The organism is Morganella sp. HMSC11D09 (assembly GCF_001807955.1).
GTDB lineage: Bacteria > Pseudomonadota > Gammaproteobacteria > Enterobacterales > Enterobacteriaceae > Morganella > Morganella morganii.
Window position 1 is genome coordinate 43,826 of sequence record NZ_KV791712.1, and the last position, 21,850, is coordinate 65,675.

Sequence of the window (21,850 nt, forward strand, 5' to 3'; positions counted from 1 at the left end):
TTTTAATTATAGGAAATACATTTATCTTCTAAAAAATTAAATTATTGTTATCACTCTCATCGAGCGGGGAACTTAATAACGCGTTGGCTACCCATTCGACAACTTTCGAGTTGACTGCATTACCTAAAGCCTGGAAGGCTTGGGTTGGACTTTCAGGGAGCTTATTTAATTCATCAAGACACTGGAGCTTAGCACACTCACGAGGTGTCATGTAACGCTTTTGCCAAGCAATAATTGGGACTTGAGTATCAGTCATGGCAATTAAACTTGGAGCTGTAGTTCTTCTCTTAACTCTTACACCAGAGGCTCTAAACTGTAGAACATAGCTCCAAATGTCCCTCTCTTCACCATGAACATTCCATTCAAGTTTCTGAAGGCTTGATGGGAACCTTAAAATATCGGGTAACCATTCATCTATCCAGCTTTTATTATCATTATAAAACTTTCTATTTTGCCTAATAAAATTCTTTTTCCACTTTGGAAATTCAAATTCTTCTGTTCGAGCATGGCTTGGCAATGTCATCCAACGATCATCCATACTTCTTCGAAGGCCAATTTTACAACCATGGCTCGCCCGGAATCCTTTTAACCCATTAATTCCTAATCGCATTTTTCTCGCATAAGGAGTTTCGTTTTCAAAAGGATAGGTTGCCCCCCACTCCATCGACCACAATGGGAAGGAAGGAATTTCAATATTAGGAGGACAAAGTTCTAAAAACTTACTCCAAGCATTTAAACAATCGATAACTTGAGGAGAAAGTGATTTCGCATCAATCGGATTATCGTCCAAAATACTATCTATAGAGGTTTCAGTATTCAGGGCTTCGGGCCATTTAAAATCATCAAGCGGCAACAGTGATCCAACTATATATATTCGTTCACGAATTTGAGGAATACCAAAACGATGCGGAGACAGTTTTGCCGCATCGATATTATAGCCAAGTCCATCTTTACCAAGCAATTGTTGTATCTTTATCCACGTTTTCCCATCATCATGTTTTAATAAGTTAGGGACATTTTCAAGAATGAAAAATTTAGGTCTCTTATGCTTTAAAATTTCGACTACGTTGAAAAATAATCCCCCTTGCTTTGTACACTCGAACCCTAATTGTTCACCAGCCTTTGAAAAAGGTTGGCATGGAAATCCAGCAGTTAAGACATCATGATCAGGGATTATATCAAGTGGTATTTTAGTTATGTCACCAAGAGGTCGAATACCAAAATTATCCTCGTATAAGTTCTGGAGAGGCTCTTTCCACTCGACTGCAAAACGGCAAATCCCACCTAATCGTTTCAGCGCCAAATGAAAGCCTCCCAGACCAGCAAATAAGTCAATGAAAGTAAAAGTTTTTTTATTTTCCATTCAAGCACTCTCTACAAACATAAATCAGGTGATGTTTATTCAAACACATCAACAACTGTATATAAACACATATTTACAATATCTGATATGCTTTGCCCTAAACATCAAAGAAATTGTAAATAATTTTACCAGTAAAATAACTAATACTTTGAATTGTATAATAGCTAGCCCATTTTCACTATAGTTGATGAATGGCTAGTTATTGCTGTACTAGAGGATAAGATTCGAGGGAAGTTATCACTCTCAGTATCGAAACTAGTTGATTTAACTGTTTCTGCAAGTGTCCACAACTTATCGGTAACGTTAGCATACCCGATTTTGGCCTCATGCACCGTAATCTGTAAAACGGTTGTCAAAAACTTTCTACTATTTTTGTTAATATAATTTTTTATTAATAACTTCAACTGATTTGCACCAGCCATTTTCTATCTCGCATAATGACTACGCAATGAACTCCATTATTTACTCAGTAAAGTAAATTCTTACCTATTTTCATCATATACTATAACACTTGATTTTTCACCCAGTCCGATACCACCGTTCACCCTAATATTCAAAAAATATGAACATAAACGGTTTATTCATTGCTCATTTATGTCTGTCCACTTCACCTAAAATGGAACAACTATAATTAGATTTTCTACCCTGAAAACAGCGGAGGTCACGATGAAAAGCACGTTTTACCGAATCACTGATTGTAAGTATTTTAAAGCTGACTGATCCCGTCATAACGGGGTCAGAAACGCCACATATTACAGCCTGAAATCGAAATGCGTAGTAACTCAATCCATTGATATTAAAAGACTTGAAGAGCTTAATAATAAGAATTCCAGACTTAAAAAACTGTTTGCGGAAGTCAGCCTAAAAAATCATGCTGTAAAGGAGCTTTTTGCAAAAAAGCGCTGGTAATGACCTAAAAAAGACCTGCGCTAAGGAATGAGTTCAGACGGGTTTATCGGTTATAGCAGCCTGCCGGTTAGTTTGATTGCCCAGAACCTCTTTTTACTGGACAAACACTAACTGTAAAATTAAAGATACTCTGGTTATTGAAGCGATTTATGCCGAACTGGAATTATCACCACGAGTCGAATTCTGGAAATATTTTCACCGGATACGACAGAAAAAGTACTCCTTTAATCGTAAACGGGTTTACCGAGTATATTGCCGGTTGGACTTAAATCTGAAACGGTGGGTAAAAAAAATTACCTAAGCTGATAAAAATACCGGTACTGAAGAAAGGGAATAAATCAAGATATATAGATAACGCTATCTATTTCATGAACGTATTTTCATTATTTATTGATAGTGAATCTATTAATGTGCGCCCTTTTCAGCCCTGAAACTGACCTCTTTTTCCGGGTCAAAATGTAAATCGAAGCGAATTGACCACAAAATTGACTTTTTTTGCCCCGGTAGCGCCCGGACGGCGACGGCGTAACAGGAATGCGTTACATGAACCCGTAATAAAAAATTAAAATGTTATTTTACAGTAAGTTACAAACGAAAAATGCAGAGAAAAACAGCCGGATAGTGAATTTCAGGCACAAAAAAAGCCACCTTACGGTAGCTTGATTTCACTTAAGAATGCCGAAGGCCGGAATCGAACCGGCACGCCCGTGGGCGGTTGATTTTGAATCAACTGCGTCTACCAATTCCGCCACTCCGGCACAGAAGTGTGTTCTGGAAAACGTCGTTATTATACTTGCGGCACTCTGTGGTGCAACAACTATCACAGAGGCGGTTTGCTGAGTGGTTAAAAAGACGGCGTTTCAGCAGGATACGGGATTTGTGCGGTGGCGGGAGAATCCCGCTTTATTTCCGCACTGAATAATAATATTTTTTTATTTGCCGCGATTGTGCCCCAGATGAATAGACATCAATACAATTGCTTATATAATCCTCTCCGGTTCCCGATAAATGTGAGGTGGGTATGGGCTTTGCCGGATGGGTTGCGACAGGTATTTTTATTGGTATCGTCATTGGTATCCTGTTACGTATCTTCAAAAAATAACTGACTTACAGTGTCATATCCCTGTGTCTGCATGGAAGGCTGTTGAATTATCATGAGTAAATTACACCGTCATATTGTACGCCTGATGCCGTTATCGCTGCTGGCTATTGCGCTGTCCGCCTGTTCTTCGCAGCCGGAGAAACACAGTACAGCGTCTGCCGAACGTCCGCCGCTTGACTGGTCTATCGTTGAAAGCAATCCGGAAGCACTGAAGCTGGCACCACAGCTGGTCGATGAGATCGGTGAGAAGATTTTCTCCGAAACCGATGCCCGCGGTATGTTTATGGTGGTGATTGATAATAATGAAGTTTTTCACCGCAGCTACGGCGAGACCCGTCCCGGAAATGGTATTAAGCCACGGACGGATTCGCTGATCCGCATTGCGTCCGTCAGTAAGCTGATGACCAGCGAGGTGATGGTGAAGATGGCGGATGACGGCCTGGTCAATCTCAATGATCCGCTGCAGAAATACAGTTATAAACAGTCCTCCGTGCCGTCCTATAACGGCAAGCCGATCCGCCTGTTCCACCTGGCGAGTCATACCAGTATCCTGCCGCGTGAGCAGCCCGGCGGGAAATGGGGTCGTCCGGTGTTTACCTGGCCGAGCCGCGATCAGCGCTGGACCTGGCTGAAAACCGCCAAACTGACGGCTCAGCCGGGAACGGAAGCTGCGTATTCCAACCTGGCCTATGATTTACTGGCAGATGCCCTGGAAAAAGCCGGAAATCGTCCGTATACCGAGTTGTTCCGCCACTATGTGACACAACCGGCGGGTATGAAAGATACGACCTATAATCCGTCTGCCGCGCAGTGTAAGCGGCTGATGGTCGGGTTTAAACCGAGTGATTGTTACAGCACGCTGGCGGCTATCGGCAGCGGCGGGGTGTATTCCACCCCGGCGGATATGCAGAAGTGGATGCAGCGCTTCCTCTCTTCCGGCAATACACAGCGCAAAGCGACAGCCACCAAAGAGCAGACCATCTATTTTAAACGTGGTCATCTGAATGAGATCAAAGGGATGGATGTTGCCGGTGAGGCTGACGGTCTGGGTCTCGGCTGGGTGTATCTGGCGCCGGTCGGGGATATTCCGGCGATTTATCAGAAAACCGGCGGCGGCGGCGGATTTAATACCTATATGGCGATGATACCGGAGAAAAATATCGGTGTATTCGTGGTGATGACCCGCAAAGACGGTAGTAAATTCAGTCCGTTACCAAATGGTGTCAATGACCTGGTCCGCTCCCTGGCAGATCTGCATACCCGTAATTACCTGTGATACATAAGAGTATGCCCGCATCAGGCGCGGGCATATTCTGTATATTCAGTGACTGTTTCCTTACCCCTTCACACACACCACCTGACGCAGTGTATGCACAATTTCCACCAGTGATGACTGTGCTGTCATCACCGCATCGATATCTTTGTACGCCATCGGGATCTCGTCGATCACATCGCTGTCTTTACGGCACTCCACATGAGCAGTAGCGCGCTGCTGGTCTGCCACTGAGAAGCGTTTTTTCGCTTCGGTACGGCTCATCACACGACCTGCACCATGGCTGCATGAGCAGAAGCTTTCTTCGTTTCCGCGTCCGCGCACAATGTAGCTTTTCGCGCCCATAGAGCCCGGGATGATCCCCATCTGCCCTTTTTGTGCCGATACCGCCCCTTTTCGTGTTACCAGCACTTCCTCACCAAAATGCTGTTCTTTCTGCACATAGTTATGGTGGCAGTTTACGGCTTCCTGTTGTGTGGTGAACGGTTTGGTGATTTCGCGGGACAACGCTTCCAGCACGCGGTGCATCATCACTTCACGGTTATGACGGGCAAAATCCTGTGCCCAGCCGACCGCTTCCATATAATCATTAAAATGCACGCTTCCTTCTTCGAAATATGCCAGATCGCGATCCGGCAGATTGGCAATGTGCGTCTGCATATCTTTTTGTGCCAGCGAGATAAACAGGTTGCCGATGGCATTACCTACCCCGCGTGACCCGCTGTGCAGCATCACCCAGACAAAATCTGTCTCATCCAGGCACAGTTCGATAAAGTGGTTCCCGGTTCCCAGCGTTCCCAGATGTTTGTAGTTGTTGGTATTACGCAGTTTCGGGTATTTATCGCAGATACGGCGGAACTGCTCATCCAGCTGCATCCAGTGGTTATCAACAATATCCGGGACATTTTTCCAGGTTCCCTTATCCCGTCCGTGACGTTCAGTAGTTCGTCCGTGCGGTACCGCGGCCTCAATGGCAAAGCGGATATTTTGCAGGCTATCCGGCAGGTCGGACGCGGTCAGTGAGGTTTTCACCGCGATCATTCCGCAGCCGATATCCACCCCGACAGCGGCCGGGATAATCGCGCCTTTGGTCGGAATAACACTGCCGATAGTCGATCCCTTACCGACATGCACATCCGGCATTACCGCCAGGTGTTTAAAAATAAAAGGCATTTTTGCCGTATTCTGCAATTGCAGCACCGCTTTCGGATCCACCGGCACACCGTTTGTCCACAATTTTACCGGCGCACTGTTTTCCTGAATCAGTTCATTAAAATCACGATTTATCATTTTTACATTCCTTTCGTTTGGTACCGGTAGTATTGCGATAAGTGTGCCAGTTTTGTTTAATCAGAAAATATTTATTTATCTTTATGATATTTAACGAATAATTTATTGACTCTATTTTTGGGATAACATCCCGCCCTGAAATCCCGTATGCTGACTTTATCTTTTAATATCGCCTTTTATCCGGAAAGATAAACCATGTCATCCACAAAGAAAAACGTTGTGATTGGTGTTCTCGGCACGGTACTTGACCGGCGCGGCAAGAAAGCCAACCGCTGGCATAAATGGCGGCCGAGTATCGGGCTGTGTCAGCAGCCGGATCTGCATATTGACCGCTTTGAGCTGGTTTATCAGCCGGGTGATATGCAGACCGCAGGCTGGGTAAAAGAGGATATAGAGCAGGCCTCCCCGCAGACTGAAGTGATGCTGCGCGAGGTGGATATTGCCGACCCGTGGGATTTTGAGCAGGTATATACCGCATTGCTGGACTTTGCCACTCACTACCCGTTTGATACTGAAAATGAAGAGTATCTGGTGCATATCACTACCGGCACCCATGTGGTACAGATTTGCTGGTTCCTGCTGACCGAAGCCAGCTATCTGCCCGCGCGCCTTATCCAGACTGCACCGCGCCATGACGCACGGGATAAAGATCCTGCCGGGGTGTATACCATTATTGACCTCGATCTCAGCCGCTATACACAGATCACCGGACGCTTTCAGAAAGAGCAGCAGGCACAGGTCGCGTTTCTGAAGTCCGGTATTGCCACGCGCAATGCCGAGTTTAATACCATGATCGATAAAATCGAGCGTGTTGCTCTGCGCTCCGCCGCCCCTGTTCTGCTGACCGGGCCGACAGGTGCCGGAAAATCATTCCTGGCACGGCGGATTTATGAACTGCGCCGCAGCCGCCATCAGGTAAAAGGGCGTTTTGTGGAGGTGAACTGCGCCACACTGCGCAGCGATAATGCCATGTCCGCCCTGTTCGGCCATGAGAAAGGGGCATTCACCGGAGCAATTCAGGCGCGCGGCGGACTGCTGAAAGAGGCGGACGGCGGGATCCTGTTTCTGGATGAGATTGCCGAGCTGGGCGCCGACGAACAGGCAATGCTGCTGAAAGCCATTGAGGAAAAACGATTTTTCCCTTACGGCTCGGATCATGAAACAGAGAGTGATTTTTCCCTGATCGCCGGTACACACCGCAATCTGGCACAGCGGGTCAGCGAAGGTCTGTTCCGTGAGGATTTATACGCCCGTATCAATATGTGGACCTTTGCCCTGCCCGGGCTGGCGCAGCGCCGCGAAGATATTGAGCCGAACGTGGATTATGAGCTGGCGAAATACAGCCGCGACCAGCAGACCCGTGTCCGCTTTGATACTGACGCCAGACAGCACTATCTCGCCTTTGCCTGCTCACCACAGGCTTTGTGGCGCGGTAACTTCCGTGAACTGAGTACCTCTGTCACGCGGATGGCAACCTTTGCGGAGAACGGGCGGATCACCACCGCACTCGTGCAGGAGGAAACTGAACGGCTGAAAAGCCAGTGGCACGGTACAGAAACATCGGTGGCATTGCCTGCCGGGGTGGGTGAAATTGATTTATTTGATCGTCAGCAGCTGGAAACCGTAATTGCCGTCTGCCGCCGTTCACAGACACTTTCTGATGCCGGACGCACACTGTTTGCCGTTTCCCGTCAGCAGAAGAAACAACCCAATGATGCTGACCGGCTGCGGAAGTATCTGGCCCGTTTTAATCTCAGTTGGGAACAGATTACCGGCCGCTGAAATGACAGAGCCGGTCAGTATGCACTGACCGGCTCCGGATACCGGTATCCGTAACGGCTTACTTACGTTTGATCAGCATATATAAACTGATCGCCAGGAACAGCAGGCTCGGCAGCAGTGCACCCAGTAGCGGCGGGAACTTATAGGTCAGGCTGAGAGAGCCGAAAATCTCATTGGAAACGTAGAACACGAATCCGCAGGCAATCCCCGTCACAACCCGCACGCCCATCGCTACCGAACGCAGCGGCCCGAAGATAAACGACAGCGCCATCAGCATCATGACCGCCACAGAAAGCGGTGCGAACACCTTTTTCCACAGGTTCAGCTGATAACGTCCCGCGTCCTGTCCGCTCTGCTGTAAATAATCAACATACTGATACAGGCCGCTTATCGACAATGCTTCCGGGTCCAGTGCGGCCACACTCAGTTTTTCCGGAGTCATCTGCGTCTGCCAGGTCATGGACAGTTTCTGCTCACCGGCAATCACATAAGTATCCTGCAGAATGGATTCCTGTACCTGACTCAGTGTCCAGGTATCGGAATCCGAATTGTAGTCCGCCGCCGCCGCACTGAGGATAGATTTCAGTTTGTGGTCGTCGTTCATCCGGTACAGCGTGATGCCCTTAAGCTGGGTTTCGCTGTCAACGCGCTGGATATAGATAAAGTCACTGCCGTCTTTGGCCCACATCCCGCGGTTGGTTGCCAGCAGAGACGCGCCGCTTGTTTTCTGTGCACGGTAGTTACGTGCCCACTGCTCACCGGACGGCGCGAGCCATTCACCGACAATCATGGTCAGGATCACCAGCGGGATAGCGGTTTTCATCACCGAACCCGCCACCTGGAGGCGGCTGTAACCGGAAGCCTGCATCACCACCAGCTCACTGCGGGTCGCCAGTGCGCCCAGTCCCATCAGTGCCCCGAGCAGTGCTGCCATCGGGAAGAAAATCTGAATATCCTTCGGGATACTCATGATGGTATACAGCCCGGCATCCCAGGTGGAGTATTCCCCCTGGCCGACTCTGCGCAGCTGATCGACAAATTTGATAATCCCGGATAATGACACCAGCATAAACAGGGTCATCATGATGGATTGCAGAATCGTCCGCCCGATGTAGCGGTCAAGAACAAGTACTTTAAACATCAGGCAACCCCCTGAACACGGGCAGAGCCAAAGCGCAGACGGCGGACGGCTGTGGTATTCCACAGATTCAGTACCACCGCGAGAGCCAGATAACTGAGATTAACCACCCACGGCCAGACCATCGGATCCAGCTTGCCCTTCTCGCCGCTTGAACGCAGCGAGCTTTGCAGCAGGAAGAAAATCAGATACAGCAGCATCGCCGGCAGCATACTCAGTACGCGCCCCTGACGCGGGTTTACCTCGGAGAGCGGTACTACCATCAGCGCCATCACCACCACGGAGAAAATCAGAGTCAGACGCCAGTGGAATTCCGCGCGGGCACCTTTATCTGTCTCTTTCCACAGTTCAGACAGCGTCATCTGCTGGTAGTTACTGTCACCGGTTTTTGCATCACGGTGATCAACAATTGCCTGATAATCGGTAAAATCCGTGATCCGGAAATCACGCAGATACGCGGTTCCCTCATAACGGGTGCCTTTATCCAGCACCACCACCTGATTACCGTTCTCTTTTTCGGTCATATGACCGCCGTCCGCCACCACAATGGACGGACGCTGTTCGTTTCTCGCCCAGAGCTGGGCAATAAAGACATTAGTGAACTTATTACCGTCAACATCCCCGAGATAGAGCACCATACTGCCGTCATCAGAGACTTTAAACTGCCCGCCGACCATCGCGGTCACACCAGGGTTAGCTCTGACTTCCTCCAGGACCTTTTCCTGATACTGGGATGACCACGGTATCAGCCAGACTACATTGACAGCCGCCACGATGGCGGTAAAGAATGCCAGGATCATAGCGGCTTTCACCAGCACATTATTACCCAGACCACAGGCATGCATCACGGTGATTTCGCTTTCGGTATAGAGCTTGCTGTAGGTCATCAGCAACCCGAGGAAGAGACTCAGCGGCAGAATGAGCTGCGCCATCTCCGGGATACCCAGCCCCAGCAGTGACACGACGAGTCCGGCCGGGATGCTGCCTTCAACGGCGGCACCCAGGACTTCAACCAGTTTTTGACAAAAGAAGATAAGCAACAGGATAAACAGAATCGCAATCTGTGCTTTTAATGTTTCTCTTACCAGATATCTAATAATGATCACGCTTAATACGCCTGTGAAAACTTGTGTTTTTGCATGAAAATAGCTAACTTCGTTCTGTGTTGACTATTTGTGTGCATTATTTTGCCGGCCTGAGGATGATTCCGGTATCAGACTACGCTTTTTCCTTCCTGTCAGGAAAGAAACGGAATTTTCATGAGATTCAGGACTCATAAAGTGCGCACACAGCTTATCATAAACTGTTTATAATCGATGGTGCAGATTAGTGCGAACGCTACATTTTAGCGGCAGCAGTTGTCTTTGTCTTTAAGATTCAGGAGAACGCATGGAGTTTAGTGTAAAAAGCGGCAGCCCGGAAAAGCAGCGCAGTGCTTGTATTGTGGTCGGGGTTTTCGAACCGCGTCGTCTGTCTCCTGTGGTGGAGCAGCTCGATAAAATCAGCGACGGCTACATCAGTGCTCTGCTGCGCCGCGGCGAGCTGGAGGGCAAGGTCGGGCAGTCACTGCTTCTGCACCATGTCCCGAATGTCCTGTCCGAGCGTATCCTGTTAATCGGCTGCGGGAAAGAACGTGAACTGGATGAACGCCAGTACAAACAGATTATCCGGACGACCATCAATACCCTGAATGAAACCGGGTCAATGGAAGCCGTCTGTTTTCTGACCGAGTTACATGTCAAAGGCCGCAATAACTACTGGAAAGTCCGGCAGGCGGTTGAAACAGCCAAAGAATCTCTCTATGTCTTTGATCAGCTGAAAAGTAACAAAACCGAATTACGCCGTCCGCTGCGCAAGCTGGTCTTCAATGTACCGACCCGCCGCGAACTGCCGACCGGTGAGAAAGCGATCAGCCACGGTCTGGCGATTGCCGCCGGTATCAAAGCCGCGAAAGATCTGGCCAATATGCCGCCGAATATCTGTAATGCCGCTTATCTGGCATCTCAGGCGCGTCAGCTGGCAGACAGCAACTCTCCGGTGCTCAGTACCCGTGTCATCGGCGAAGAGCAGATGAAAGAGCTGGGCATGCTGGCGTATCTGGCCGTCGGCCAGGGATCACGTAATGAATCCCTGATGTCGGTGATTGAATATAAAGGTAATCCGGATCCGGAAGCACGTCCGATCGTGTTAGTCGGCAAAGGCCTGACCTTTGACTCCGGCGGTATTTCCATCAAACCGGCTGACAGCATGGATGAGATGAAATACGACATGTGCGGCGCGGCAACCGTCTACGGCGTGATGCGCGTGGTGGCGGAGCTGGGTTTACCGCTCAATGTGATCGGGATTCTCGCAGGCTGTGAAAACATGCCGGGCGGCAATGCCTATCGTCCGGGGGATATCCTCACCACCATGTCCGGCCAGACAGTTGAGGTGCTCAATACCGATGCGGAAGGCCGCCTGGTACTGTGTGACACACTGACCTACGCCGAGCGTTTTGATCCGGAAACGGTGATTGATATCGCCACACTGACCGGTGCCTGCATGGTCGCACTCGGTAACCACTTCAGCGGCCTGATGGCAAACCACAATCCGCTGGCGCACGAGTTACTGAATGCCTCTGAACAGGCGGGTGACCGTGCATGGCGTCTGCCGCTGGCAGAAGAGTTCTACGAGCAGATCGAGTCCAATTTTGCGGATCTGGCAAACACCGGCGGCCGTCTCGGCGGCGCTATCACAGCGGGCTGCTTCCTGTCCCGTTTTGCCACCCGCTATAACTGGGCGCATCTGGATATCGCCGGAACCGCATGGCGCTCCGGAAAAAACAAAGGTGCGACAGGTCGTCCGGTTGCACTGCTGTCACAATTCCTGTTAAATCGTGCGGGTATCAGCACCGACGACTGACCGGAATTGCCGGGCCTTTGCGGCCCGGAAAAAGCATAAAGGTAACGGGGGATTGTGCTATCCTGAGCAATCCCCTTTTCTGCTATCAGAGATATTATGAAAAACGCCACCTTCTACCTGATGGAACAGCCATCCCCTTTTGATGACCTTGAGGCCCACGAGTGGCTGACCTGTCATCTGGCGGGTGAAGCCTGGCGCAGCGGGAAACGGGTGCTTATCGCCTGTGAGTCACAACAGCAGGCGGAGAAACTGGACGAAGCCCTCTGGGCGCGGGAGCCCGATGCCTTTGTTCCGCATAATCTGGCCGGAGAAGGCCCGCGTTACGGCGCACCGGTTGAACTGTGCTGGCCGCAGAAACGCGGAAATTCCCCGCGTGATTTGCTGATAGCCCTGCTGCCGCAGTTCACAGATTTTGCGACAACCTTCCGTGAAGTGATAGACTTTGTGCCTATCGATGAACACTTAAAACAGTTGGCGCGCGAGCGATATAAAATCTATCGCAGCGTCGGCTTTACGATGACCATGGCCACGCCGCCAGCTTACTGATAAACAAAGATTAAAAATGGAAAAGACAACCGACAACCAACAGGCCTGCGAGCCGTCCCTGGATAAAACCTATAATCCAACGGAAATCGAAGGTCCTCTTTATACCCACTGGGAAAAAAGCGGCTATTTCAAACCGAACGGCAGAACAGACAAAGAAAGCTTCTGTATCGTGATCCCGCCGCCGAACGTCACCGGTAACCTGCATATGGGCCATGCTTTCCAGCAGACCATTATGGATACCATGATCCGCTACCAGCGCATGCAGGGCAAAAATACCCTGTGGCAGTCAGGGACTGACCACGCCGGTATCGCGACACAGATGGTTGTTGAGCGCAAAATCGCCGCAGAAGAAGGCAAAACCCGCCACGATTACGGCCGCGAAGGCTTTATCGATAAAATCTGGGAATGGAAAGCGGAATCCGGCGGTAATATCTCCAACCAGATGCGCCGTCTGGGTAACTCCGTGGACTGGGAGCGCGAGCGCTTCACCATGGACGACGGCCTGTCAGCTGCGGTAAAAGAGGCGTTTGTCCGCCTGTATAAAGATAACCTGATTTACCGTGGTAAACGTCTGGTGAACTGGGATCCGAAACTGCACACCGCAATTTCTGACCTGGAAGTGGAAAACCGTGATGTCAAAGGTTTCATGTGGCATATCCGTTATCCGCTGGCGGACGGCGCGAAAACCGCAGACGGTAAAGATTACCTGGTGGTCGCCACCACGCGTCCGGAAACCATGCTCGGTGATACCGGCGTGGCCGTTAACCCGGAAGATCCGCGTTACAAAGATCTGATCGGCAAAGAAATCATTCTGCCGATCGTCAACCGCCGCATTCCGATCCTCGGTGATGAACACGCTGATATGGAAAAAGGCACCGGTTGTGTGAAAATCACCCCGGCACATGACTTCAATGACTATGAAGTCGGTAAACGCCACCAGCTGACCATGATTAACATCATGGACTTCGACGGCAACATCCGTACCGAAGCCGAAGTGTTTGATACCAACGGCGAAGTGACTGACGCCTGCAGCAGTGAAATCCCGGCCGCATACCGTGGCATGGAGCGTTTCGCTGCCCGTAAAGCGATCGTCAAAGAGTTCGAAGAGCTCGGCCTGCTGGAAGAGATCAAACCGCACGACCTGACCGTACCTTACGGCGATCGCGGCGGCGTGGTTATCGAACCGATGCTGACCGACCAGTGGTATGTGCGCACTGCCCCGCTGGCAAAAGAAGCCATCAAAGCGGTGGAAGACGGCGATATTCAGTTCGTACCGAAGCAGTACGAAAACATGTACTTCTCCTGGATGCGTGATATTCAGGACTGGTGTATCTCCCGTCAGCTGTGGTGGGGTCACCGTATCCCGGCCTGGTATGACAATCAGGGTAACGTGTATGTCGGCCGCGACGAAGACGAAGTCCGCCGTGAAAACAATATCCCGGCGATGGTTGAACTGCGCCAGGATGAAGACGTGCTGGATACCTGGTTCTCCTCCGGTCTGTGGACATTCTCCACCCTGGGCTGGCCGGAAAACACCCCGGAACTGAAAGCATTCCACCCGACCAGCGTGCTGGTCAGCGGCTTCGACATCATTTTCTTCTGGATCGCCCGCATGATCATGATGACCATGCATTTCATCAAAGATGAAAACGGTAAATCGCAGATCCCGTTCAAAACCATCTACATGACGGGTCTGATCCGTGATGAGGAAGGTCAGAAGATGTCGAAATCCAAAGGGAACGTCATTGACCCGCTGGATATGATCGACGGTATCTCTCTGCCTGAACTGCTGGAAAAACGCACCGGTAACATGATGCAGCCGCAGATGGCGGAAAAAATCGCCAAACGGACTGAAAAACAGTTCCCGGAAGGGATTGAAGCCCACGGTACCGATGCCCTGCGCTTTACCCTGGCGGCGCTGGCCTCTACCGGCCGTGACATCAACTGGGATATGAAACGTCTGTCCGGTTACCGCAACTTCTGTAACAAGCTGTGGAACGCCAGCCGTTTCGTGCTGATGAATACCGAAGAGAAAGACTGCGGTCAGAACGGCGGTGAGATGGAATTCTCTCTGGCCGACCGCTGGATACTCGCGGAATACAACAATACCGTGAAAGCATACCGCGAAGCGCTGGATACCTACCGCTTTGATATTGCGTCTAATATTCTGTATGAATTCACCTGGAACCAGTTCTGTGACTGGTATCTTGAGCTGTCCAAACCGGCCGTTCATAAAGGTACCGATGCACAGAAACGTGCAGCGCGTCATACCCTGATCACCGTACTGGAATCCCTGCTGCGTCTCGCACACCCGATTATTCCGTTTATCACGGAAACTATCTGGCAGCGCGTGAAAGTCGTCACCGGCGCGGAAGGCGATACCATCATGCTGCAGCCGTTCCCGGAATATGATGCCTCTCTGAACGACGAGCAGGCACTGCGTGACCTGGAGTGGATCAAAGAGACAATCGTTGCGGTACGTAATATTCGTGCTGAAATGAATATCGCACCAAGCAAGCCGCTGGAAGTGATGCTGCGCGGGGCAAGTGCTGATGCACAGCGCCGTGTTGCGGAAAACAGCAACTTCCTGAAAGCGATGGCGCGTCTGGAATCCGTCCGTGTGATGGCTGAAGGCGAAACTGCACCGGTTTGCGTGACCAAGCTGGTGGAAGGCGCAGAAATCCTGATCCCGATGGCTGATCTTATCAATAAAGACGACGAACTGGCGCGTCTGGATAAAGAGCTGGAAAAAACGGAGAAAGAGATCGCGGCTATCGAAGGCAAACTGGCGAATGACGGCTTTGTCAGCCGTGCGCCGGAAGCTGTTGTAGCCAAAGAGCGCGAGCGTCTTGCGGCAAACCGTGAAGCGAAAGAAAAACTGATTGCTCAGAAAGCCACGATCGCAGCACTGTGATCCTGACGGAATGAGTAGCAAAACCAGCCTCCGGGCTGGTTTTTTTTTATCCCCCATTCTGCGTATTTACTTTGCGTGATAATTATTTATTATCTTATTTATCGTTTCATACGATATCCACAGTAATCGCCCCTCAGGTTTATTCCCCCGGCTTTACTTTTCACAATAAAAATAATGAGATAATGATATCCATGACAAGCAGCACAACAGAAAACTACACCCTCCGTCTGATCCGTCCGGAAGATAACCCCGGCATCGCACAGGTTATCCGTGAGGTCTCTGCCGAACACGGCCTGACCGCAGACAAAGGCTTTGCGGTCGCTGACCCGATTCTTGATTCATTATATGAGGTTTACAGCCAGCCGCGTGCCGCATACTGGGTCATTGAGATGGATGGGGAAATCCTCGGCGGTGGCGGCGTTTCCGGCCTTGCCGGTGGTGACGGGAAAACCGCTGAATTACAGAAAATGTATATCTCCTCCCGCCTGCGCGGCAAAGGTCTGGCGAAAAAAATCGCCCTCCAGGCACTGGAATTTGCCGAAGCGGAAGGTTACAGCCAGTGCTACCTGGAAACCACCGCTGACCTGCAGGCCGCCATTAAGCTGTATGAAAAACTCGGGTTTATCTTCCTTGATGCCCCGATGGGTGACACCGGCCACAGCGACTGTGAAGTCCGGATGCTGAAAGTCTTTACTGCCTGATCCCCTGACATACAGACACAAAAAAACCTGCCGCGGCAGGTTTTTCAGTCATGGCAGATGATTAGTGTAACGGCGCCTCATCAGCATCGTCATCATCTTCATCTTCGGCATCCGGGTCTTCGAAATAGGTGCCCCAGCCGTCGTAATCCACATCCATTTTTTCTGCCAGACGCGCCAGCTGCTCTACCTGAGCATCGATATGTTCCGCCGTCAGCCCGCATTCACTGATGATATCGCAACATAACACCACCTGGCCACCTTCCACTTCCAGCTCCTCGGCATCTGTCACTTCATAACCCAGTTTGAAAGCTTCAACTGCCGCTTTTTCCAGCTTGTCGTAATTCTCACTCGAAAAATGGTGTTCAATGGTGTATTGCGCATCAGGATCGCTGCCGTCTTCCAGCAGTTCTGCAATAATCGCACGGGTTTCTTCGCGCTGTTCTTCTAAAAACGCATCTAATTCTGACATGGCCATGTCCTCTGATAAGTGATACCCGCGCATTCTCCCACAGCCGCGCCAATTGAGCCACCCATAATAAAAAAGAATTTCCCGCCGGTGTTGCAATTGAATTTTTATTGATTTATGTTGAATATAAATTCATTGGAGATACGGATATGAACCCATTTTATCAACAGTCATTTTTGCGGTTGCTTGACTATAAACCTGCCGACATCGAAGAACTGCTCAATCTTTCTGCTTATCTGAAACATGCCAAAAAAACCGGCTCGGAAAAGCCGCTGATAAAAGGCAAAAATATTGCGCTGATTTTTGAAAAAGACTCCACCCGGACCCGCTGTGCCTTTGAAGTGGGTGCTTACGATCAGGGCGCACAGGTGACATACCTGGGCTCATCCGGCAGCCAGATAGGCCATAAAGAGTCGATCAAAGATACCGCCAGGGTACTGGGCCGGATGTATGACGGCATTCAGTTTCGCGGCTATTCCCAGAAATCCGCCGAAGCGCTGGCGAAATACGCCGGTGTTCCGGTCTGGAACGGGCTGACTGATGAGTTTCATCCGACACAACTGATTGCGGATTTACTGACCATTCAGGAACATGTGAAAAAACCGCTGTCCGAAGTGAAATTTGCATATTTAGGCGATGCCCGTAATAACATGGGCAATACCATCGCTGAAATGGCTGCCGTAACCGGGATGGATGTCCGCCTGGTAGCGCCGGCCGGGTGTCAGCCGTCAGAAACCCTTATCGCACAGTGCCGCAAAGCCGCTGAACTTACCGGCGGTAAAATCACCTTGACCGCCGATGTGGCAGAAGGCGTGAAAGATGCGGATGTGCTGTACACCGATGTGTGGGTCTCCATGGGCGAAGCAAAAGAAGTCTGGGCTGAGCGGATCAAACTGCTGACACCGTATCAGGTGAATCAGGATGTGGTGGATAAAACGGGCAATCCGGATGTTATCTTTATGCACTGCCTGCCGGCATTCCACGATACGGAAACCACCATGGGGCAATCCCTCGCGGAAGAGTACGGTTTTACCAGCGGTATTGAGGTCACCAATGAGGTATTTGAATCAAAACACAGTGTGGTGTTTGACCAGGCAGAAAACCGGCTGCATTCCATCAAAGCAGTGATGGTTGCATCTCTTTCAAAAAACATACAATTTTAGACTCACCGGCAGCGTTGCATAAATTTCACTCAAAAAAGTGATACCAAACGCTTGCGTCCGGTTGCAGGTTACGTATAATGCCCCGCAATTTTGTCGGGAGGAAACAATGGTCATTGTGATTATCAGCACCGTAACGCCGGTGCCGGACAATGTGACATATCACGGACAGCCGCAGCGCGGCAATGTCTGCCATTCCCCCGTATTTATTTCAGAACCCCTCATTTGAGGGGTTTTTTTTTGCCTGGCCGAACACATGAGGAGACCCCAATGGCAAATCCGTTATACCTGCGCGATATCATCTCGATTAACGATCTCAGTCGTGATGAGCTGGAACTGGTATTAAACACTGCCGCGGCGCTGAAACAACGCCCTCAGCCTGAATTACTGAAGCAAAAGGTGATCGCCAGCTGCTTCTTCGAGGCCTCAACCCGCACGCGGCTCTCTTTTGAAACCGCCATTCAGCGCCTGGGCGCGTCTGTTGTCGGTTTTTCAGACAGCAGCAACACCTCGCTGGGCAAAAAAGGCGAAACCCTGGCGGACACTATGAGCGTAATCAGCCAGTACGCGGATGCCATCGTGATGCGCCACCCGCAGGAAGGGGCCGCGCGGCTGGTGTCTGAGTTTTCCGGTAAGGTACCGGTGATCAACGCCGGTGACGGTGCGAACCAGCATCCGACACAGACCCTGCTTGACCTGTTTACCATTCAGGAAACCCAGGGCCGCCTGGAAAACCTGCATATCGCCATGGTCGGTGACCTGAAATACGGACGCACTGTGCATTCGCTGTCACAGGCACTGTCAAAATTCAGCGGCAACCACCTGCATTTTATTGCTCCGCAGGCACTGGCAATGCCGAATCACATCCTGCATATGCTGGATGAAAACGGTGTGGCGTACAGCGAACATCATTCTATTGATGAGGTACTTCCGCAGCTGGATGTGCTGTATATGACCCGCGTGCAGAAAGAGCGCCTTGACCCGTCGGAATACGCCAATGTCAAAGCCCAGTTTGTGCTGCGTGCGGCTGATCTGGCCAATGTGAAGACGAACCTGAAAGTGCTGCACCCGCTGCCGCGCATCGATGAGATAACCCCGGATGTGGATAAAACGCCTTACGCGTACTACTTCCAGCAGGCCGGTAACGGGATCTTTGCCCGTCAGGCACTGTTATCTCTGGTGTTAAACGAAACTTTCCCGGCTTAAGGAGCACATCATGACTCAGGATCATAAATTACTGGTTGAAGCCATCAAATGCGGCACCGTTATCGACCATATCCCGGCAAATGTGGGATTTAAACTGCTCTCCTTTTTCCGCCTGACTGAGACGGACAGCCGTATTACTATCGGGCTGAACCTGCCTTCCAACAATATGGGCCGTAAAGATTTGATTAAACTGGAAGATACCTTCCTGACACCGGAGCAGGCCAACCAGCTCGGTTTTTATGCCCCTAAAGCCACAATTAATATTATCGAAGATTATCAGGTGGTTAAAAAACTGCCGATTAACCTGCCGGAACGCATTGAAGGGGTGATTGTCTGCCCGAACGGCAACTGCATCAGTCACAATGAGCCGGTGGAAAGCAGCTTTACTGTTAAGTCCATTGCACAGGAAATTGTGTTAATCTGTAAGTACTGTGAGAAAGAATTTGATCACCACGCAATCATTAATAACCAATAAGATAGATCCAGGTCAGTTGTCCGGGAAAATCAGACGATTATAATGATGGCGTTTTTAAAAGCTTAACAGCAATAATCATCCTACAGGAGTCCGTAATGACTAAAGTAATCGCAACAGAAAACGCACCAGCAGCAATCGGCCCGTATGTACAGGCAGTCGACCTGGGTAACATGGTAATGACTTCAGGCCAGATCCCTGTTGATCCGAAAACAGGTGCAGTTGCTGACGATGTTAAAGCTCAGGCACGCCAGTCACTGAACAACATCAAAGCTATCATCGAACAGGCTGGTCTGAAAGTTACGGATATCGTGAAAACAACTGTTTTCGTTAAAGATCTGAACGACTTTGCTACTGTGAACGCAGAATACGCTGCTTTCTTTGATGAGCACAAAGCAGTATACCCTGCACGTTCTTGCGTTGAAGTTGCGCGTCTGCCAAAAGACGTTAAATTAGAAATCGAAGCAATCGCAGTCCGTAAATAATCACTGCGCTTTCTGAGAACGATAATGAAAACCCTGCCAGGTGCGGGGTTTTTTTATACCCGTAAATTTTCCAGAAGCTGATCAAAAGAGACTCTGACCTTTTCATAAGTGGCCTGCGGATCATCACTGTGCACAATCCACATCGCACATTCATACAGCCCGCCATTAATAAACAGTGCCAGCACATCCGGTGCCACCTGTTTTATCCATCCGGTTTCCATCAGGTGTGTCAGACGCCGGGTGATCCCCTGCACACAGGCCAGTTCGTGGGATTTGAGAATGGAAAAATCCAGTACCGAGGCCGCATCACGGAACATAATCCGCTGAACTTCCGGCTCCAGACTCATTGCCAGATAGCCCTGACAGCGGAATTTAAAAGCGGACCACTCATCAGCTTCATCTTTTTCTGCGGTATCCAGGCGCACATCGAGTTCACGATCCAGATCCTGCAGCACCGCCAGAAACAGCCCTTTTTTATCACCAAAGTGATGATACAGCGCCCCCCGGGTGAGGCCCGCCTGAGCCGTCAGATCATCCATCACCGTCGCGGCGTACCCGGCCTTACCAAACTGCTGGCGTGCAGCACGGATAAGCTTGGTCCGCGTTTCTTCTATCATCTCTGCACGTGGCTTGTGGCTCATTTCATTACTCCTGCGGTCAGCTCTTTCAGCCGGGGATTATAGCACTTTTTTATTGACATACATCGCGTATGTCAATAGATTCACATACGCAATGTATGTTAATTGCATTACAGCCGGCTATCTCCGGCAGTTAAAAATTATATCCGCCTGTAATATAACGGATATCTGTGAGGTTGTTATGTTCAGCTCTTATCGCGTCATCTTTCAGCATCCCGGCACCAAAGCCTTTTCAGGGGCGGGATTTATCGCGCGGATGACCGTCTCCATGATGGGGATTGGGATCATTACTATGATTGCCCAATTGCGTGATTCTTTCTTTATGGCCGGGGTAACTGCGGCTGTTTATACCTTTTCAGCGGCATTCTGCGCCCCGCTGATCGCCCGGCTGGTGGATCGCTACGGACAGAGCCGGATCCTGCCGAAAACGCTGGTGATCAGTGTTCCCGCGACTGCCGCCCTGCTGTTATGTACGGTTTATGATGCTCCTGACTGGGCAATCTGGCTGTCTGCTGTTTTTGTCGGGGCGATCCCGAGCATGCCTGCCATGATCCGCTCCCGCTGGACACATATCTATAAAGGTGACCCGCGTTTACAGACCGCTTACTCCTTTGAGTCGGTGCTGGATGAAATCAGCTTTATTATCGGGCCGCCGCTGTCAGTCACGCTCTGTATCGCCCTGTTCCCGCAGGCCGGTCCGCTGGCGGCAATTATTTTTCTGATAATCGGTACCGCGCTGGTGGTCTGTCAGAAACGGACTGAACCGCCGGTGCATAAACGCGACGGGCTGGCAAAAGGCACCGTGCTGCGCCTGCCTGCGATTCAGCTGCTGATGGTGGTTCTGCTTGCGCTCGGGGTGATTGTCGGAACAGTGGATGTGCTGGCTGTCGCTTTCGCCAATGCACAGGGATATCCGGAGGGTGCCAGCTACGTTCTGTCCGTGTATGCCGCCGGTTCCTGTATCGCCGGGTTTATCTTCGGTGCTGTCCGGCTGCCGTTCAGCTACACAAAACAGTTCGTCTTTACCGCCGCCGCCACACTGCTGACCACTCTGCCGCTGCTGCTGGTCACCAACCTGACCGGGCTGGGGCTGACCATGTTTGTCGCCGGTTTCTTCTTCTCGCCGACCATGATCCTTGCTATCGGCTTTGTCGAGCGTGAAGCACCACCTAATATGCTGACAGAAGGCTTTACCTGGCTCATCACCGGGCTGGCGGTCGGTGTGGCACTCGGCTCTGCCGGAGTCGGTATGATCATTGATACTTACGGCATCGATGCCGGGTTCCTGCTGGCTATCGCTGCGGGGATCTGCGTACTGCTCACCGCCTGCATCGGTTATGTTTTCGTCTTCAAAGATGATAAAAACAGCGCTGATAAGTGACAGAAATAACTTTTAATATAATTTTCAGCAATCAAACCGCACATTTTTACACTTAACCGGAGTGTGCGGTTTGCCTGATGTCGCCAGAATTCTTTGACTTAAATCAATTTCAATCGCCTTATT

17 protein-coding genes, 1 tRNA gene and 1 pseudogene are annotated in these 21,850 nt (G+C 50.3%); 12 read left to right on the top strand and 7 right to left on the bottom strand.

Annotated elements, in window-relative coordinates; translation table 11 throughout:
• Positions 1 to 28: 28 nt before the first annotated feature.
• Positions 29 to 1,363 carry a DNA cytosine methyltransferase gene (locus HMPREF3119_RS17540; protein ID WP_070580452.1) on the bottom strand — a complete coding sequence of 445 codons (1,335 nt, stop codon included), beginning with the start codon at positions 1,361 to 1,363 and terminating at the stop codon, positions 29 to 31.
• 691 nt (positions 1,364 to 2,054) lie between these two features.
• Between HMPREF3119_RS17540 and HMPREF3119_RS20030 the strand changes: the two are divergent.
• A pseudogene (locus tag HMPREF3119_RS20030) lies at positions 2,055 to 2,564 on the top strand (IS3 family transposase); the annotation flags it as partial.
• 384 nt (positions 2,565 to 2,948) lie between these two features.
• Here HMPREF3119_RS20030 and HMPREF3119_RS17545 read toward each other — a convergent pair.
• Positions 2,949 to 3,030: transfer RNA gene (locus HMPREF3119_RS17545), tRNA-Leu, on the bottom strand.
• A gap of 396 nt (positions 3,031 to 3,426) precedes the next feature.
• Between HMPREF3119_RS17545 and ampH the strand changes: the two genes are divergently transcribed.
• A complete protein-coding gene (gene ampH / locus HMPREF3119_RS17550) occupies positions 3,427 to 4,650 on the top strand; it encodes a D-alanyl-D-alanine-carboxypeptidase/endopeptidase AmpH (RefSeq protein ID WP_024474288.1) in 1,224 nt (407 codons plus the stop codon).
• A 60-nt stretch (positions 4,651 to 4,710) separates the two neighbouring features.
• On the opposite strand, the gene HMPREF3119_RS17555 is transcribed toward ampH, so the two are convergent.
• Positions 4,711 to 5,937: an RtcB family protein gene (locus HMPREF3119_RS17555; protein ID WP_036413148.1), complete on the bottom strand. Its 1,227-nt coding sequence runs from the start codon at positions 5,935 to 5,937 to the stop codon at positions 4,711 to 4,713.
• Between the two features lie 195 nt (positions 5,938 to 6,132).
• On the opposite strand from HMPREF3119_RS17555, the gene rtcR reads away from it, so the two are divergent.
• A complete protein-coding gene (rtcR, locus tag HMPREF3119_RS17560) occupies positions 6,133 to 7,719 on the top strand; it encodes an RNA repair transcriptional activator RtcR (RefSeq protein ID WP_070580454.1) in 1,587 nt (528 codons plus the stop codon).
• A 58-nt stretch (positions 7,720 to 7,777) separates the two neighbouring features.
• On the opposite strand, the gene lptG is transcribed toward rtcR, so the two are convergent.
• Positions 7,778 to 8,860 (bottom strand): LPS export ABC transporter permease LptG, encoded by a 1,083-nt coding sequence (gene lptG, locus HMPREF3119_RS17565; protein ID WP_004234617.1) that lies wholly within the window; start codon positions 8,858 to 8,860, stop codon positions 7,778 to 7,780.
• The gene (gene lptF / locus HMPREF3119_RS17570; RefSeq protein ID WP_070580456.1) at positions 8,860 to 9,963 is read right to left on the bottom strand and encodes an LPS export ABC transporter permease LptF; all 1,104 of its coding nucleotides are present in this window, start codon (positions 9,961 to 9,963) and stop codon (positions 8,860 to 8,862) included. Before lptF ends, lptG begins: the two co-directional genes overlap by 1 nt.
• 283 nt (positions 9,964 to 10,246) lie before the next feature.
• On the opposite strand from lptF, the gene pepA reads away from it, so the two are divergent.
• The 4 genes from pepA (at position 10,247) to HMPREF3119_RS17590 (ending at position 15,919) form a co-directional block, all read left to right on the top strand.
• Complete coding sequence (pepA, locus tag HMPREF3119_RS17575) at positions 10,247 to 11,758, top strand: leucyl aminopeptidase (protein ID WP_004234614.1); 1,512 nt, start codon at positions 10,247 to 10,249, stop codon at positions 11,756 to 11,758.
• A gap of 96 nt (positions 11,759 to 11,854) precedes the next feature.
• A complete protein-coding gene (locus tag HMPREF3119_RS17580) occupies positions 11,855 to 12,304 on the top strand; it encodes a DNA polymerase III subunit chi (protein WP_004234612.1) in 450 nt (149 codons plus the stop codon).
• A gap of 58 nt (positions 12,305 to 12,362) precedes the next feature.
• Positions 12,363 to 15,218 carry a valine--tRNA ligase gene (locus HMPREF3119_RS17585; protein WP_151908749.1) on the top strand — a complete coding sequence of 952 codons (2,856 nt, stop codon included), beginning with the start codon at positions 12,363 to 12,365 and terminating at the stop codon, positions 15,216 to 15,218.
• Positions 15,219 to 15,409: 191 nt separating this feature from the next.
• Positions 15,410 to 15,919 (top strand): GNAT family N-acetyltransferase, encoded by a 510-nt coding sequence (locus HMPREF3119_RS17590; RefSeq protein ID WP_032098185.1) that lies wholly within the window; start codon positions 15,410 to 15,412, stop codon positions 15,917 to 15,919.
• 61 nt (positions 15,920 to 15,980) lie between these two features.
• Here the strand turns inward: HMPREF3119_RS17590 and rraB are convergent, their stop codons facing one another.
• On the bottom strand, positions 15,981 to 16,394 hold the full coding sequence (gene rraB / locus HMPREF3119_RS17595; RefSeq protein ID WP_004234609.1) for a ribonuclease E inhibitor RraB: 414 nt from the start codon (positions 16,392 to 16,394) through the stop codon (positions 15,981 to 15,983).
• 140 nt (positions 16,395 to 16,534) lie between these two features.
• On the opposite strand from rraB, the gene argF reads away from it, so the two are divergent.
• The 4 genes from argF (at position 16,535) to ridA (ending at position 19,708) form a co-directional block, all read left to right on the top strand.
• A complete protein-coding gene (gene argF / locus HMPREF3119_RS17600; RefSeq protein ID WP_062772200.1) occupies positions 16,535 to 17,548 on the top strand; it encodes an ornithine carbamoyltransferase in 1,014 nt (337 codons plus the stop codon).
• A 267-nt stretch (positions 17,549 to 17,815) separates the two neighbouring features.
• Positions 17,816 to 18,751 carry an aspartate carbamoyltransferase gene (gene pyrB, locus HMPREF3119_RS17605; protein WP_004234607.1) on the top strand — a complete coding sequence of 312 codons (936 nt, stop codon included), beginning with the start codon at positions 17,816 to 17,818 and terminating at the stop codon, positions 18,749 to 18,751.
• 10 nt (positions 18,752 to 18,761) lie between these two features.
• Positions 18,762 to 19,226 (top strand): aspartate carbamoyltransferase regulatory subunit, encoded by a 465-nt coding sequence (pyrI, locus tag HMPREF3119_RS17610; protein WP_004234606.1) that lies wholly within the window; start codon positions 18,762 to 18,764, stop codon positions 19,224 to 19,226.
• A gap of 95 nt (positions 19,227 to 19,321) precedes the next feature.
• Complete coding sequence (gene ridA / locus HMPREF3119_RS17615; RefSeq protein WP_004234600.1) at positions 19,322 to 19,708, top strand: 2-iminobutanoate/2-iminopropanoate deaminase; 387 nt, start codon at positions 19,322 to 19,324, stop codon at positions 19,706 to 19,708.
• A gap of 53 nt (positions 19,709 to 19,761) precedes the next feature.
• Here the strand turns inward: ridA and HMPREF3119_RS17620 are convergent, their stop codons facing one another.
• Entirely contained in the window at positions 19,762 to 20,349 is a 588-nt protein-coding gene (locus tag HMPREF3119_RS17620) for a TetR/AcrR family transcriptional regulator (RefSeq protein WP_004241409.1), read from the bottom strand.
• Positions 20,350 to 20,527: 178 nt separating this feature from the next.
• On the opposite strand from HMPREF3119_RS17620, the gene HMPREF3119_RS17625 reads away from it, so the two are divergent.
• Positions 20,528 to 21,727, top strand: a complete 1,200-nt coding sequence (locus HMPREF3119_RS17625; protein ID WP_032098214.1) for an MFS transporter — start codon at positions 20,528 to 20,530, stop codon at positions 21,725 to 21,727.
• Positions 21,728 to 21,850 lie beyond the last annotated feature (123 nt).

Coding starts and splice junctions, on each gene's coding strand:
- HMPREF3119_RS17540 (WP_070580452.1), bottom strand. CDS start 1,363: ATGGAAAATAAAAAAACTTTTACTTTCATTGACTTATTTGCTGGTCTG.
- ampH (WP_024474288.1), top strand. CDS start 3,427: ATGAGTAAATTACACCGTCATATTGTACGCCTGATGCCGTTATCGCTG.
- HMPREF3119_RS17555 (WP_036413148.1), bottom strand. CDS start 5,937: ATGATAAATCGTGATTTTAATGAACTGATTCAGGAAAACAGTGCGCCG.
- rtcR (WP_070580454.1), top strand. CDS start 6,133: ATGTCATCCACAAAGAAAAACGTTGTGATTGGTGTTCTCGGCACGGTA.
- lptG (WP_004234617.1), bottom strand. CDS start 8,860: ATGTTTAAAGTACTTGTTCTTGACCGCTACATCGGGCGGACGATTCTG.
- pepA (WP_004234614.1), top strand. CDS start 10,247: ATGGAGTTTAGTGTAAAAAGCGGCAGCCCGGAAAAGCAGCGCAGTGCT.
- HMPREF3119_RS17580 (WP_004234612.1), top strand. CDS start 11,855: ATGAAAAACGCCACCTTCTACCTGATGGAACAGCCATCCCCTTTTGAT.
- HMPREF3119_RS17590 (WP_032098185.1), top strand. CDS start 15,410: ATGACAAGCAGCACAACAGAAAACTACACCCTCCGTCTGATCCGTCCG.
- rraB (WP_004234609.1), bottom strand. CDS start 16,394: ATGGCCATGTCAGAATTAGATGCGTTTTTAGAAGAACAGCGCGAAGAA.
- argF (WP_062772200.1), top strand. CDS start 16,535: ATGAACCCATTTTATCAACAGTCATTTTTGCGGTTGCTTGACTATAAA.
- pyrB (WP_004234607.1), top strand. CDS start 17,816: ATGGCAAATCCGTTATACCTGCGCGATATCATCTCGATTAACGATCTC.
- pyrI (WP_004234606.1), top strand. CDS start 18,762: ATGACTCAGGATCATAAATTACTGGTTGAAGCCATCAAATGCGGCACC.
- ridA (WP_004234600.1), top strand. CDS start 19,322: ATGACTAAAGTAATCGCAACAGAAAACGCACCAGCAGCAATCGGCCCG.
- HMPREF3119_RS17620 (WP_004241409.1), bottom strand. CDS start 20,349: ATGAGCCACAAGCCACGTGCAGAGATGATAGAAGAAACGCGGACCAAG.
- HMPREF3119_RS17625 (WP_032098214.1), top strand. CDS start 20,528: ATGTTCAGCTCTTATCGCGTCATCTTTCAGCATCCCGGCACCAAAGCC.